Source organism: Kitasatospora sp. NPDC038210 (genome assembly GCF_055600605.1).
Window position 1 is genome coordinate 108,459 of the sequence record NZ_JBVJYK010000001.1, and the last position, 14,123, is coordinate 122,581.

Genomic DNA, 14,123 nt, shown 5'->3' on the forward strand with positions numbered 1-14,123 from the left:
GCTCCCGGCCCGGGCCCTGACGTGTCGCGCCCCGCCACGCCATGCCACGTCACGCCCCGTCACGCCAGCAGGGTGCGGGCGACGTGGTCGGTGTCCAGGTACTCGCGGACGGCGGTGATCCGGCCGTCCTCGACGGTGAAGACGCCCAGGCAGTGGTTCTCGTACGGCTCGCCGTTCGCGGCCGTGCCGACGGTGGTCCACTCGGCGACCGCCTGCGAGCCGTCGGCGAGGACGTGGGTGAGGGTGATGACGGGCAGGCCGTCGGCGGCGAAGTAGTCGCCGATCCGGCCGAGGAAGTCGCCGAAGATCTCTCGCTTGCCGCGCCAGGTGCGGGAGATGGCGAGCCGGCCCGGGTAGGTCCAGGTGGCGTCCTCGGCGAACAGGGCGATCGCGGCCTCGCGGTCGCCGGCCGCGATGAGGGTGACGTAGTCGGTGACGACGGTGCGGGCGTCGGGGTGCTGCACGGTGGCTCCTCTGGTCGGTCCGGTCGGGGCTGTCCCGCCGTGGCACCAGGTAACCGCCCGGGCCCGCCGACGGGCCAACAACCGCGGCGGCGGCCCGACAACCGTCCGTTGTTCATGCAGCCGAGGAAGCCCCCGGAGGCAGCTCCAGCTCGAACCAGACCACCTTGCCGTCGGCGGTCCGGCGGCTGCCCCAGCGGTGCGCGAGCTCGTTGACCAGGTGGATGCCCCGGCCGCCCTCGTCCTCGGAGCGGGCGCGGCGGATCCGGGGCGTCTCGGCCTCCTGGTCGGCGACCTCGACGGTGAGCAACCGGTTGCAGAACAGCCGCAACTGGGTGGGGGACCCGGCGTGCACCAGGGCGTTGGTGATCAGCTCGCTGGTGAGCAGTTCGGCCCAGTCGGCGAGCGCGCCGAGCCCCCAGGCCTCCAGCGTCTCGCGGGTGAAGCGGCGCGAGTGCGCGACCATCGCGCGGTCGCCGGTGAGCGGCAGGGTGGCGATCCGGTCCGCGCCGTGCGGGCGGACCTGCGCCATGATGACGGCGATGTCGTCCTCGCTGGTGCGGCCGGTGAGCCGGGTCAGCACGGCGTCGCAGGTCTGCTCCAGCGAACGCTGCCGGTCGGCGACCGTACGGCGGAGCAACTGCAGGCCCTCGTCGAGGTCGCGGCCCCGGCGCTCGACCAGGCCGTCGGTGTAGAGCACCAGGATGCCCTCCTCGGGGAGGGTGAACTCGGCGCTCTCGAAGGGGACTCCGCCGACGCCCAACGGGGTGCCGGTGGGCAGCTCGATCAGCTGCGCCCGGCCCTCGGTGTCGGCGACCACGGGCGGCAGGTGCCCGGCGCTGGCCGCGGTGCAGCGGCGGTCCACCGGGTCGTAGACCACGCAGACGCAGGTGGCGAACTGCCCTTCGCCGACGGCCGTGGTGGCCTCGTCCAGCCGGTGCAGCACCCGCGCCGGGTCCAGGTCAAGCGTGATCAACGTCCGTGCCGCCGTCCGCAGTTGGCCCATGGTCGCGGCGGCCCGGATGCCGTGGCCCATGACGTCGCCGACGATCAGGGCGACCCGTCCGGAGGAGAGCGGCACCACGTCGAACCAGTCGCCGCCGACCTCGCTGACCACGCTGCTGGGCAGGTAGCGGTAGGCGATCTCCAGGCCGAGGGTGCGGTGCACCTCCTGCGGCAGCAGACTGCGCTGCAGCATCAGCGCGGTGTCCCGCTCCCGGCGGTAGAGGCGGCTGTTGTCGATCGCGAGCGCGGTGCGCGCGGCCAGCTCCTCGGCCAGCGAGCGGTCCGCCGGGCCGAACGGCGCCGGGTTGCGGGTCCGGACGAACTCCGCGCCGCCCAGCACGTGCCCGCGCGCCACCAGCGGCACCATCAGGTACGAGTGCAACCCGGCGTCCAGCCCCGGCTGCACCCGGTCGGGGGAGGCGACGATCCGGCGCAGCTCGTCCTCGGTCACCTCGGACACCAGGATCGAGCGGCGGGTGCGCAGGCTCTGCGCGTACAGCCGGGCGGACTGGGAGGTCTCGCCCACCTGGTCGGCGGCCTCCGTCATGCTGCCCTCCTCGGTCACCTCGCCGACCGCCACCGCGCGCATCAGCACCCGGCCCTCCGGCGGGACGGCCCCGGGCTCCTCGCCGCTGAGCACGGCGTCGCGCAGGTCCACGGTGACGAAGTCGGCGAAGCGCGGGATCACCACCTCCACCAACTCCTGGGCGGTGCGGTGCAGATCGAGCGTCGTGCCGATCCGGTTACTGGCCTCGTTCAGCAGCGACAGCCGCTGCTGGGCGGCCCACGCCTCGTCCAGGGCCCGCTGCCGGGCGGCCGCCGCGTCGCGTTCGCGGGTGAACAGCAGCGCGTTGTCGATGGAGACGGCGGCCCGTACCGCCAACTCCCCGGCCAGCGCGAGGTCGTCGTCCCCGTACGGCTGCTCGACGAGGGTCCGGTAGAAGCCCGCGACACCGACCGGGGTGCCGCGCGCGATCAGCGGGACCACCATCAGCGAGCGCACGTTCTGCTCCCGGATGGCGGCGGTGCGCACCGGGTCCTCGGCGAACCAGGCCAGGCCCTCCTCGTCCATCCGCGGCACCAGCACCGGTTCGCGGTGCGCCAGGCTCCAGGCGTACGGCGAGCCGGACGGGAAGCGGTGCACGTTGCCGGTGCGGGCGATCGGCTGCAGGGTCGAGCCGTGCACCGAGTGGAAGGCCATCCGTCGCAGCAGCGCCGAACCGTCCGCCGGGGCGCGGGCCTCGCGCTCGCCGCGCACCAGGTCGTCCAGCACCTCCACGACCACCGTGTCGGCCAGCCTGGGCGTCGCCACCTCGGCCAACTCCTGCGCGGTCTGGGCGAGATCGAGCGTGGTGCCGATCCGGGTGGAGGCCACGTTGACCAGCGCGAGGCGTTCCTGCGCGGCCTTGGCCTCGCGCAGCGCCTGCTGGCGGGCCAGCACCGTCTGGTGCTGGCGCAGGTACAGCCGGGCGTTGTCGATCGCGACGGCGGCCCGCGAGGCCAGCTCGTCGCCGAGCGTGATGTCGGCCTCCGCGAAGGACTCGCGCTCACCGCGCCGCGAGTACACGACCATGCCGAGGGTGGTGCCGCGCGCCACCAGCGGGGTGATACGCACCGTGCGCGGCCGGTCGCCGAGGAAGGCCTGCCGACGGCTCTCGTTGATGCCCTCGCTCAGCATCGGCAGTTCCCAGGACGGGATGACCACCGTCCGCCCGGTGGTCAGCGCGCGGGCGTACGGGGAGTCCGCCGGCAGCTCGTAGACGGTGTCCACCGGCAGCGCGTCCGACGGGTAGAGCGGGTCCGCGGTGGCCAGCGCCAGCCGGCGCACCAGCTGCGGGGCGTCCAGGGCGGGCGGCTCGACGTTGCGGCCGGCCACCAGTGCCTCCAGGGCGAACACCCCGCTGATGTCGGAGAGCCTGGGCACCATCGCGTCGGCCAGCTCCCGGGCGGTCTGCCGCAGGTCGAGGGTGGTGCCGATGGACGCGGTCGCGTCGACCAGCAGGGCCAGCCGCTCCTGGGCGCGGGCCGCCCGGGCGTCGGCCCGGAACCGCTCGGTGACGTCGATGACGGTCGAACTCACGCCGAGCACCCGCCCGCTGCGGTCCTCCAGGCGGAAGTAGGAGGCGGACCAGGCGTGGTCGTGCTGCGGGTCGCCCGGGGTCCGGCCGTGCGAGCGGGCGTCCACCACCGGCTCGCCGTTCTCCAGCACCCGGCGCATCACCGCCTCGGACTCCGCGCCGTTGATCCCGGGCAGTACCTCGCTGAGCCGGTGCCCCACGTGCTCCTCGGGGGACAGGCCGTTGGCCCGGGCCAGCGCCTCGTTCAGCCGGATGAACCGCAGCTCGGTGTCGTACACGGCCATGCCGACCGGAGCCTGCGTGAAGAAACCGTCCAGCACGGCGAGGTCCGCCTGGATCCGGCGCAGCGTGGTCACCTCGGAGGCCACCGCCAGCACCAGCGGCTCACCGCCGGGCCCGCGGATCGGGTGGGTGCGGAACTCCAGGTTCACCATGTGCCCGTCGCGGTGGCGCACCGGGAACACGCCGGTCCAGGCCCGGCCCGCGAGGATCCGCTGGAACAGCTGGAGGACCTCGGGCCGCTCCTCGTCGGTGGTCAGCAGCTTGGCCGCCTTCGTCCCGACCGCCTCTTCCACGGGGTGACCGAGCAGCGCCTCCGCGTCGCTGCTCCAGTGCAGGATCCGCCCGTCGGCGGCGATCAGCGCCGTGGCGATCGGAACCATCAGCAGGGCGTCCTGCCGCGGCTCCGCCCCGCGCTGCGCGTTGTCGTTCACCATGGCCAGAGAACCGTCCCAGAACCGTCCGGAGATCGTTCCCACCAGCCCTGCCATCTTCGCACGCGGCCCCGGGCGGCCGCTCACCGTGGCAGCAGGCGCTCCAGGTGGAACTCCTCCCAGCGCTCGGGCTCGGCCTTCAGCGACCGGACCAGGTACCGCCCGGGCGGCAGGTCGAGGGCCAGGTACTCGCCGCTCTCCAGGGCGTCCGGGCCGTCGTGGAACACGTCGGTGAGCAGGTACCGCCCGGCGGTCAGCTCCAGGACCGGCCCGTCCTCCCACGTCCCCGACCGCAGCGCCTCGCGCACCAGCGGCCGGACGTCGTCCGAGCAGTCGAAGAGGAGGGGCCGGACGAACACCCGCTCCTCGGGCAGCCAGCCGATCGGCAGCGGCTCCCCGCCCAGCACCAGCACGGCCTCCTGCCCGGGCACCGGGTGGGCGGCGGCGTAGTCCCCGGCGGTCTCCACCACGGCCTCCTGGCAACCCTCCCAGCCCTCGACGGCCTCCTCGGCGAGCAGCACGAAGAGCCCCGAGTCGGTTCCGTCCAGCCAGCCCTGCGTCGCGGTGATCATGCGGGAATCCTCGCACGTCGGAGGGGGTGCGGGGGTGATCCGGCGGTCCCGCCGCGGGGTTCGAACCGGCCGCCGCGGCGGCCGGGGCGGCCGACGGGGCCGCCGGGCGGGTGCCGGCGGCCCCGCGCACGGGCGGGTGCCCGGGAGCCCTCAGGAGTGCCCGGAGCCGTCGAACCGCACCTCCGGGTTGGCTGCGGTCGGCCCGTCGAGCAGCGGCTGCTCGATGCCCTTCAGCTGCAGGTCGAAGAAGGCGCCGACGTACCGGCGGGTCAGCTCGATGCCGCGCAGGCCGGACAGCGTGGTGCCCGGGTCCTGGGGGAGGCCCAGCTTCTCCATGAACAGCGGGAAGTCGGTGAAGCTGCCGTGGTTGGAGCCGTCGACGGTCAGCCAGCGCTTCCAACCGTCCAGGTTGGGCCAGCTCTGGACCCAACTGCTGTCCTCGGCGCCGCCGGCCAGCGGGTGCCCCATCATCAGGTACGGCTTGCCGCCGATCCCGGAGGCGGGCACCAGGACGTCCATGCTGCCGTCCAGGTCCGCCCCGGCCTGGATCCGGTCGTCGGTGAGCAGGGCCGGGACGGTGGCCGCGCCGCCCGCCGAGTGCCCGGCCATGCCGATCCGGTCGCGGTCGATCATGCGGGCGTAGCGCCAGGCCGGGTGCGGGCGGTCGGTCAGGCGGTCGAGGACGAAGGACGCGTCCTTCGCCCGGCTCTCGTCGACCTTCGACCAGTCCTTGGGGCGGCCGCACATCACGCAGGGCAGCGTCTGCCCGTCCGGGAAGGTCGTCCCGGTGTTCTCGTAGGTGTGGTCGATCAGCGCGACGACGTACCCGCGGCTGGTCAGGTCCTCGGCGAGGCCGGTGAGCGAGGTCCGCGGCATGGTGAAGCCGGGCGACAGCACGATGAGCGGGTAGTGACCGCCCTGCGGGCGCGCGCCGGACTCCGCCCACGTCCGGGCGCCGGTGAGCGCCTCGGTCGGGATGGTGTTGCCCGGCACTTTGGTGTCCAGCAGGGCACGGGCGGCACCGTCGGTCATGTACGGCGTCGGGCTGCCCGTCCCGGCGTGTGCGGGGTAGTACATCGAGACCATCAGCTGGCGCGGACCGGCGGAGGGCACCCACGGGTCCGGACGGTTCTGGTCCACCAGGTGCAGGACCTCCTGCCCGACCGCGTACGGCCCGGTCGGGCGGGGGAGCTCGATGTGGACGGCGGCCGGGGTGGTGGTCGGAGCGGTGGCGGTGGCGGTCCCGGCTGGGGCGGTGGGCGCGGCCAGGGCCGGCACGGCGACGGCCACGGACAGCGGCAGCGCGAGCAGCAGGGCTGCCGCGGCGGCAGTGGTGCGAAGTCGGCTCATGTCGGCGACGGTAGGCTGCCGGCAAGGGAACTGACGTCAACTCAGCGGAGTACTGATCCCCTCCGGGAGGAGCCCTTCCCGTCCCCTAGGGGGCCGCCGCCCGGAGTTCCTCCAGGAAGTCCGCCGCCGCACGGGCGTTGGGCACCGGGAAGGTGAGCGGCAGGCCGGCCGAGTGCGTCCGGATCTCCAGCTCTCCGAGGTCGGACGCGCGGGCCGACTCCACCTCCGCCCAGCGGTAGGCCTCCGTCGCCGCGAGCGGGTGCGGCGGCCGGTGCACCAGGCCGCCGGCCGTCACCGTCAGTCGCCCCCGCGCGAACCGGACGCTCCCCTCGGTGCCCAGCGACTCGTTCAGCACGGCCCGCAGCCCGGGGGAGACGCGCACCTCCAGCTCCCGGAACAACCGGCCCAGCCCGCGCAGGTGCTCCAGCACCACCGGCTCGTCCGCGCGGGCCGGCCATATTCGCCCCTGCTCGCGGACCCCGCGCCGCCCGCCGGGGACGTACTCGGTGGCCTCCACCGCGCTCCACGGCAGCGTGCGCTCGTCGCCGTCCGCCGCGACGAGCACCAGCCCGCCCTCGTGGACGCGCACCGCCCGCGGCCCGGCCACCGGCCGCAGCCACCCGAAGGCGCTCGCCGCCACCACCGCGACGGCCCCCACCACGGGCGCGGGCCACCACTGCCCGAGTGCCAGGCAGGTCACCACCGCGACGACGGCCGCGCAGACGTCCACCCACGCCCGTGCCCACCGAGGGACCGGCCGGAAACGCCGGTGCACCCGCACCACCGGGCCGAGCCGGTCGCCCGGCCCGGCGGGCCCGGTGGGACCGGCCGCTCCGGCCTGCTCGACCGGGCGGACCGCCCGCGCCCGCGTCGGCGACCACACCACCGCCACGTCGGCCCCTTTCTCTCGGCGGCCTCCCGTCGGAACCGCATCTGCCGGATCACCAGCATCGACCGTCCGCCGTCCCCGGCAACAGTGCCAATCAGCACGTTTTGGCCTGAAACGACCCCGTCATCATCGCCTCCCGCCCGGAGCCCACCGCGACCGGGGTGCACATCGGCAGGGGTTGCCGTCCGGCGCCGGGTGACCGTCCATCGGCGGCACCGGATCGTCGCGGCCCGCCCGCCCGGCGGTCGGGCCCCGCGGCCGGACACCGGGGTCAGGTGGACCGGTCAGCGGGGGTGACGCGGCCGTTCGTCGTCCGCCCCGCTGATCCTGGGCCGCCGTCCACGTTCCCGAGCGGCCGGCGCCCGCCCGCCCCCGTCACCCCGCCGTCGCGAAGTCCTGCTGCAGCCTGCGCAGCAGCGCCGTGCCCGCCGGGTCGGCCGACCGGCGGGTGTTGGCCAGCACCACCACCCCCACCTGCTTCTCCGGGTCGAAGGCCACGAACGAACGGAAGCCGCCCGTACCGCCGTTGTGCCAGATCTGCAGGTGGCCGCCCTGCTGGGAGTGCAGCCGGTGGCCGAGCCAGCCCAGGTGCATCCAGGCGAACGGGTTGACCCGGTGCCTGGTCTCCCGGGTGAGCGTGATCGCGGGCGCCAGCGGCGCGTCGGGCTCGCGCTCGGCGGTCAGCTGGGCCCGCAGCAGCACCGCGAGGTCGGCGGCGGTCGACCGCAGCCCGCCCATGCCCGGCACGGCCGCCAGGTCCCAGTACGGCACCGGCCGTCCGCCCGTCGTGTGCCCGTGCGCGAGCCGCCCGGAGCGCTCGGCGTCCGACCGCACGTGGGTGTCCGTCAGTCCCAGCGGTTCGCAGACCTCGCGCGCCACCAGCTCCTCGTACCCGGTGCCGGCCCGGTGCGCGAGGGCCAGGCCGAGCAGCCCGGCGCCGAGGTTGGAGTAGCGGAAGCTGTGCCCGGGTGCGGCCCGCAGGCGGGTCCGGGCGAGTCCGTCCAGCACGTACTCGGCCGTGCAACGGGCGTACGGATCGGGGTCGTTGGGCCTGAGCAGGGCCTTCGACAGCATGCCCCGGGGCAGCCGGGGGAGCCCCGCGGTGTGGGTGGCCAGGTGCCGCAGGGTGATCGGGCGGCCGCCCCGGCCGGGGACGACGACCCGGCTGTCGCCGCGCGCGTCGGCGAGCACCTCGGCGAGCGGTTCGTCGAGCCGCACCGCGTCGTCGAGCGCCAGCCGCGCGAGCACGAGCGAGGTGAACACCTTGGTGACGGAGCCGATTTCGAAGACGGTGTCCGGCCCCGGCGTGCCTCCGCCGGGCCCCGTCCGCCCGGCACCGCGGATCTCCGTGTCACCGCCGGCCAGCCCGGCGACCACCGCGCCGACGTGCCGGTCCGCGAGCCGATCGACCGTCTGCTGCACGACGCGCGCGAGTTCGTTCATGGCAGTGAGCCTAGGCGGGCCGACCTGCCGGATCGTCAGCCCCGGAAACGATTTCGGCCGCCCCCGATGATCCTCCGGGTGTACGTCCGGCCGTGTTCCGCACGCTAGGAGCCCGCGCGGCGGGACCCCGTGCGGGACACCGCGGCAATCTGACGGCACGTTCGGCACCCCGTTCGGCACCTCACGGCACACCTCGGCGCGGCGCTCGTCCGGCCGGTGCCGCCAGAGCCGCCCGCAACCGGGCCGCGACCTCCGCGGCCCCCGCCTCGTCCGGGTACTTCCCCCGCGGCCAGAAGAACCCGCGCAGCCCGTCCTTCGGATTGCGCGGCACCACGTGGACGTGCAGGTGGGGCACCGACTGGCTGATCCGGTTGTTCGCCGCCACGAAGCTGCCCGCCGCGCCCAGCCCGCGCTCGACGGCCGCGGCCACCCGCTGGACGCGCAGGAAGAACGGGCCCACCTCGTCCGCCGGCAGGTCCGCCAGGGTCCGGTGGTGGGCGCGCGGCACGACCAGGACGTGGCCGGGGAACAGCGGCCGGCGGTCCAGGAAGGCGACCGCCGCCTCGTCGTCCAGCACCCGGTGCGCGGGCTCCGCACCCGCCACCACCGCACAGAAGACGCAGTCCATCCGTCCATTCAAGCCACCGGCCGTCCCCCCGGCACCCCGGCAAACCCCCGCGGCCGCGCCTTCACCCGACCGGGTGCCGACCGGGTGCGCCCGCCCCGCCGCCGGGCGCACGGTGCTGCAGGGGGCCGATCAGCGTGCGTCCCGCGTGCCCCACGAGGAGGTACCCGGATGTCGGGCACGTTCGAGGTCCACGAGGACTCCGGTGGCAAGTACCGGTTCCGGCTCAAGGCGGGCAACCAGTCGTACTGGAGCTCACTCGTACCGGAGCTCACTCGTACCGGTACAGCAACGCCTCCCGCTCGTTCTGCTCGATCATCGCGATGGTCAGCGACTCGTCCCGCAGGTGCGAGAGCGTGATCTCCGCCGAGGTCGGCTGGGCGTCCTTGGCCAGCCAGTTCTCCGGCTTCCACGCCGAGGCGCGCAGGAGCGACTTCGGGCAGTGCGCGTACACCTCCTCCACCGCGACGACGATCGCGCTGCGCGGCGGCTTGCCGACGGAGGTCAGCTGGCGCAGCAGCTCCGGGTCGGTGGAGACGCAGGCCCGACCGTTCACCCGCAGCGTGGTGTCCCGGCCCGGGACGACGAAGAGCAGGCCGACCCGGCCGGTCTCCAGGATGTTGTGCAGGGTGTCCAACCGCTTGTTGCCGGTGGCGTCCGGGATGGCCAGGGTGTACTCGTCTAGGACCGACACCACTCCGGCCGGCCCGCCGCGCGGGGAGACGTCGCACCGCCCGGCGGCGTCGGCGCTGGCGACGAAGACCAGCGAGGAGCAGGCGATCAGGCGCTGTGCGACCTCGTGCAGGTGGTCGACCTGCTTGCGGCGGGCGTGGTCGCCGGGCTGCTCGTAGATCTCGCGCAGCTGGGCGGCGTCGTCGAGGGCTCCCGCGCGGAGGGCCTCGAACAGGCCGCTCGGCCGGTCCGGACTGGTGCTTGACGGAACGACAGCTTCCGGTGTGGTGGTCATACCGGGAATGTAGTGCAGGCCCTGCGGCGCGCCAGTGGCAGATCGTTCCGGAACCGCCGGCCGAAGCTCGGCTCCACCCCTCGCCACCAGCGGTTTTACGCCCATAATGGGGCCAGGGGCTCCAGCCAGCCGGAGGTGGTGGTCGTGATCGTCAGAATCTGGGCCGGGCAGGTGCTCGCCGGCCGCATCGAGGAGTTCTGCGCTCACCTGACCGCCCAGGTGATCCCGCAGCTGGGGCGGACGGACGGCTGCCTCGGCAGCGAACTGCTGCGCTCGGTGTCGGAGGAGAACGGGCACCGCGTGCTGGTGGTCAGTCGCTGGCGGGACGAGGACGCCCTGCGCGGGTACGCCGGGCCGATGTGGCGGATCCGGCCGGTGTGGTCGGAGGGCGAGCTGCGCTACCTCGCCCACCCGCCGGAGGTCACCCACTTCCTGCAGATCGGCACGCCCGCCACGCTCTGAACCGCGCGAAGCCGCGAAGCCCGGACCGCCCGAAGCGGAGACCCGGGCTCACACCGACAACGGCACCGGGTGGATCTCGTCCGCCGGGTGACCGGTACGGCTGTGCACCCGCTGCACGGCCTCCTTGGAGGGCGCGTCGGAGAGGCAGTACACCGTGCCCGACTCCGGGTCCGCCCACGCCTGCTCGAACTGGACGCCCTCGTCGCCCTGGGCCGCCAGGTCGGCCGCATGGGCCTGCCTGAGCTGCTCGGCCGTGATCCCGGCCATCCCGTGGTGGACGTCCATGAACTTCGCCATGTCCCTCGCCTCCGTTGCCTCGGTGCGTCACCGGCAGGGCCCCCACCTCAAGCCTCACCCCCGCCGCCCGCCTCCGCCACCAGGCCGGCCCCGGCCCCGACGCGGTCCGCTCCACGAAGCCCGCACACAGCGCCTGGCACCCCGACGCGCATTCCCCGCAAGTCCGTGAAACAGACCACAGCGAAAGGCACTCCCTGGCCTTGCGTCGGCCGTGGCACAATGACCGCAACAGCAGTGACGTTCAGCGCACTCCGGGGTCGGTGAAAATCCGAACCGGCGGTTACAGTCCGCGACCCGTCCGCAGCCAGCGGCCGGTTGACCAGGTGAAATTCCTGGACCGACGGTTAAAGTCCGGATGGGAGGCGTGCGCGGGCGGACGAAGAGCAGTACCCGTGGTCCGTCGTTACCGGACCGGCCGCGGTCAGGTGTACGGCGGGAGCGGTGTCTCCCGGGCCGGGCGAGCGATCTCCCGGCGGCCTCGGCATCCCGGCGACGGGTCGTGCCGCGGGCTCGCGCACCGGTGCCCGTCCGTGTCATCTCCCATGCCGCCCCGGAGTCCGCGCCCCAAGCGCGAGGAGAACCCGGGTGTTCACCGGCATCATCGAAGAGCTCGGCGAGGTCGTGTCGATCGAGGAGATCGGCGACTCCTCGCGGATCCGCCTGCGCGGCCCGGTGGTCTGTGCGGACGCGGGCCACGGTGACTCCATCGCGGTCAACGGCGTCTGCCTGACGGTCGTCGACACCCCGGAGGAACTGGCCGCGGGCACCGGTGAGTTCAGCGCCGACGTGATGGCCGAGACGCTGCACCGCTCCAGCCTCGGCGAGCTGAAGCCCGGCTCCCGGGTCAACCTGGAGCGCGCCATGGCGCTCGGCGCCCGCCTCGGCGGCCACCTCGTGCAGGGCCACGTCGACGCCACCGGGCGGCTGTTGAGCCGCGAGCCCGGCGAGCGCGACGCGAACGGCGAACTGCGCTGGGAGGTCCTGCGGTTCTCGCTGCCCGACACCATCTCCCGCTACCTGGTGGAGAAGGGCTCGATCACGGTCGACGGCGTCAGCCTCACCGTGGTGGAGGCCGCCCGGGACAGCTTCACCGTGAGCCTCATCCCGGCCACCCTCGCGCTGACCACGCTCGGCGCCAAGACCGTCGGCGAGAGCGTCAACCTGGAGGTGGACGTGCTGGCCAAGTACGTCGAGCGCCTGCTGGAGTCCCGCACCCTGCCCACCCTGCCGAACCTGCCCGGCCTGTCCGGCCCGCAGGGCGCGTCGACCGACGAGACCCCGGAGGAGTCCCGGTGAGCTGGCTCAGTGGAGAGGCGTTCACCGTCCTCGGTGAGCACGTGAAGTGGGCCGACATGATCGGCAACCTGCTCGGTTTCGGCGGCCTCGCGCTCGGCTGGCGCCGTTCGGTGTGGAGCTGGCCGGTCCAGCTGCTGTCCGGCGTGGTGCTGATCAGCGCCTACCTCGGGGGCCACGTCCCCGGCCTGATCGGCAAGCAGCTGATCGTGATCGCCACCGCCGCCTGGGGCTGGGCGCAGTGGCGGCGGGGCCGCCGGGACACCGGCACGATCGCCGTACGGTTCGCCACCTGGCCCGAGCGGGCCGCCCTGGTGGCGGGCACCGCGGCCGGGACCATCGCGCTGGCCCTGCTCTTCACCTCCTTCCCCAGCCTGTCCTGGAGCCCGTGGTCGGACGCCTACATCTTCGTGGGCACGCTGGCCGCGATGGTCGCCCAGGCCCGCGGCTGGCTGGAGTTCTGGTTCGCCTGGATCGCGGTCGACGTGGTCGGCGTCCCGCTCGCCTTCAACAGCGGCTACTCCTTCTCCGGCCTCACCTACTCCGTCTACTTCGTCCTGGTGCTGCTCGGCCTGCGCTCCTGGTGGCTGAGCACCCGTGAGCCGCGCACCAAGTCCGCCACCGTCCCGCAGGGAGCCACGGCATGACCGAGAACCAGTCCGACAAGGGCACCGCCGGGGTCGAGCTCGTGCTCGACCCGGTCGAGCGGGCGATCGCCGACATCGCCCTCGGCCGTGCCGTGATCGTGGTCGACGACGAGGACCGCGAGAACGAGGGCGACATCGTCTTCGCCGCCTCCGCGGCCACCCCCGAGCTGATGGCCTTCACCATCCGCTACAGCTCCGGCGTGATCTGCGCCCCGATGACCGGCGAGGAGCTGGACCGCCTCAAGCTCCCGCCGATGACCCACGTCAACGAGGACCGCAAGGGCACCGCGTACACCGTCTCGGTGGACGCCCGCGACGGGGTCGACACCGGGATCTCCGCCGCCGACCGCGCCCGCACCGTCCGGCTGCTGTCCTCCGCCGGCACCGAGCCCGGCGACCTCACCCGCCCCGGGCACGTCTTCCCGCTGCGCGCCGTCGAGGGCGGCGTGCTGGTCCGCCCCGGCCACACCGAGGCCGCCGTCGACCTGGCCCGGCTGGCCGGGCTGCCGCCGGCGGGCGCGATCGCCGAGGTCGTCAACGACGACGGCACCATGGCCCGGCTGCCCGAGCTGGTCGCCTTCGCCCGCGAGCACGGCCTCGCGATCATCTCCATCGAGGACCTGATCGCCTACCGCCGCCGCACCGAGCTGCACGTCGACCGGGCCGCCGTGACCGCCCTGCCCACCGTGCACGGCGAGTTCACCGCCGTCGGCTACAAGGGCACCCTCGACGGCGTCGAGCACATCGCTCTGGTGTCCGGCGGCCTGGACGCCGACGGACGGCTGCCGGACGGCGAGGACGTCCTGGTACGGGTCCACTCCGAGTGCCTGACCGGCGACGTGCTCGGCTCGCTGCGCTGCGACTGCGGACCGCAGTTGGAGGCCTCGCTGCAGCGGGTCGCCGAGGCCGGCCGCGGCGTGGTGCTCTACCTGCGCGGGCACGAGGGGCGGGGGATCGGCCTGGCCCACAAGCTGCGCGCGTACGAGCTGCAGGAGCAGGGGCGCGACACCGTCGACGCCAACCTGGACCTCGGCCTGCCCGCCGACGCCCGCGACTACAGCATCGCGGCACAGATGCTGGTGGACCTCGGCGTCCGCTCACTCACCCTGCTTACGAACAACCCGCAGAAGCTGACCGCGCTCACCGAGCACGGCCTGAAGGTCAAGGGGCGCGAGGCGGTCGAGATCGCGCCGGGCGAGCACAACCTGCGCTACCTGCAGACCAAGCGCGACCGGATGGGCCACGACCTGCCCGGCCTCGGCTCCTGAACCCACCCCACCCGCACGCCCCACCCGCACGCCCCACACGACAGATCGGACGA

13 protein-coding genes and 1 riboswitch are annotated in these 14,123 nt (G+C 74.0%); of the genes, 4 read left to right on the forward strand and 9 right to left on the reverse strand.

The window, feature by feature from the left end:
• Nucleotides 1–59: 59 nt before the first annotated feature.
• The 8 genes from ACZ7KX_RS00435 to ACZ7KX_RS00470 all read right to left on the reverse strand — a co-directional run bounded on the left by ACZ7KX_RS00435 (nucleotide 60) and on the right by ACZ7KX_RS00470 (nucleotide 10,103).
• Entirely contained in the window at nucleotides 60–464 is a 405-nt protein-coding gene (locus ACZ7KX_RS00435; protein WP_470324521.1) for a nuclear transport factor 2 family protein, read from the reverse strand.
• A gap of 112 nt (nucleotides 465–576) precedes the next feature.
• On the reverse strand, nucleotides 577–4,302 hold the full coding sequence (locus ACZ7KX_RS00440) for a SpoIIE family protein phosphatase (protein WP_470324522.1): 3,726 nt from the start codon (nucleotides 4,300–4,302) through the stop codon (nucleotides 577–579).
• 38 nt (nucleotides 4,303–4,340) lie between these two features.
• Nucleotides 4,341–4,829: an Imm21 family immunity protein gene (locus ACZ7KX_RS00445; protein WP_470324523.1), complete on the reverse strand. Its 489-nt coding sequence runs from the start codon at nucleotides 4,827–4,829 to the stop codon at nucleotides 4,341–4,343.
• A gap of 150 nt (nucleotides 4,830–4,979) precedes the next feature.
• Nucleotides 4,980–6,179 (reverse strand): alpha/beta hydrolase family protein, encoded by a 1,200-nt coding sequence (locus ACZ7KX_RS00450; RefSeq protein ID WP_470324524.1) that lies wholly within the window; start codon nucleotides 6,177–6,179, stop codon nucleotides 4,980–4,982.
• 85 nt (nucleotides 6,180–6,264) lie between these two features.
• Nucleotides 6,265–7,071 (reverse strand): hypothetical protein, encoded by an 807-nt coding sequence (locus tag ACZ7KX_RS00455; protein WP_470324525.1) that lies wholly within the window; start codon nucleotides 7,069–7,071, stop codon nucleotides 6,265–6,267.
• A gap of 372 nt (nucleotides 7,072–7,443) precedes the next feature.
• Nucleotides 7,444–8,511 carry a serine hydrolase domain-containing protein gene (locus ACZ7KX_RS00460; RefSeq protein WP_470324526.1) on the reverse strand — a complete coding sequence of 356 codons (1,068 nt, stop codon included), beginning with the start codon at nucleotides 8,509–8,511 and terminating at the stop codon, nucleotides 7,444–7,446.
• A 181-nt stretch (nucleotides 8,512–8,692) separates the two neighbouring features.
• Complete coding sequence (locus ACZ7KX_RS00465) at nucleotides 8,693–9,139, reverse strand: HIT family protein (protein WP_470324527.1); 447 nt, start codon at nucleotides 9,137–9,139, stop codon at nucleotides 8,693–8,695.
• Between the two features lie 268 nt (nucleotides 9,140–9,407).
• Entirely contained in the window at nucleotides 9,408–10,103 is a 696-nt protein-coding gene (locus ACZ7KX_RS00470) for an MSMEG_1061 family FMN-dependent PPOX-type flavoprotein (RefSeq protein ID WP_470324528.1), read from the reverse strand.
• 144 nt (nucleotides 10,104–10,247) lie between these two features.
• Here ACZ7KX_RS00470 and ACZ7KX_RS00475 point away from each other — a divergent pair, with 144 nt between their 5' ends.
• Nucleotides 10,248–10,565 carry an antibiotic biosynthesis monooxygenase family protein gene (locus ACZ7KX_RS00475; RefSeq protein WP_470324529.1) on the forward strand — a complete coding sequence of 106 codons (318 nt, stop codon included), beginning with the start codon at nucleotides 10,248–10,250 and terminating at the stop codon, nucleotides 10,563–10,565.
• Nucleotides 10,566–10,613: 48 nt separating this feature from the next.
• Here ACZ7KX_RS00475 and ACZ7KX_RS00480 read toward each other — a convergent pair whose 3' ends face one another.
• Complete coding sequence (locus ACZ7KX_RS00480) at nucleotides 10,614–10,862, reverse strand: SCO4226 family nickel-binding protein (protein WP_350525001.1); 249 nt, start codon at nucleotides 10,860–10,862, stop codon at nucleotides 10,614–10,616.
• A 243-nt stretch (nucleotides 10,863–11,105) separates the two neighbouring features.
• Nucleotides 11,106–11,233, forward strand: a riboswitch (FMN riboswitch).
• 214 nt (nucleotides 11,234–11,447) lie between these two features.
• Here ACZ7KX_RS00480 and ACZ7KX_RS00485 point away from each other — a divergent pair.
• The 3 genes from ACZ7KX_RS00485 to ACZ7KX_RS00495 are packed head-to-tail and all read left to right on the forward strand — an operon-like array spanning nucleotide 11,448 to nucleotide 14,070.
• Complete coding sequence (locus ACZ7KX_RS00485; protein ID WP_470324530.1) at nucleotides 11,448–12,158, forward strand: riboflavin synthase; 711 nt, start codon at nucleotides 11,448–11,450, stop codon at nucleotides 12,156–12,158.
• Nucleotides 12,155–12,802, forward strand: coding sequence for a nicotinamide mononucleotide transporter family protein (locus ACZ7KX_RS00490; RefSeq protein ID WP_350524999.1), 648 nt, complete (start codon nucleotides 12,155–12,157; stop codon nucleotides 12,800–12,802). Before ACZ7KX_RS00485 ends, ACZ7KX_RS00490 begins: the two co-directional genes overlap by 4 nt.
• The gene (locus ACZ7KX_RS00495) at nucleotides 12,799–14,070 is read left to right on the forward strand and encodes a bifunctional 3,4-dihydroxy-2-butanone-4-phosphate synthase/GTP cyclohydrolase II (protein WP_470324531.1); all 1,272 of its coding nucleotides are present in this window, start codon (nucleotides 12,799–12,801) and stop codon (nucleotides 14,068–14,070) included. Before ACZ7KX_RS00490 ends, ACZ7KX_RS00495 begins: the two co-directional genes overlap by 4 nt.
• Nucleotides 14,071–14,123: the final 53 nt, after the last annotated feature.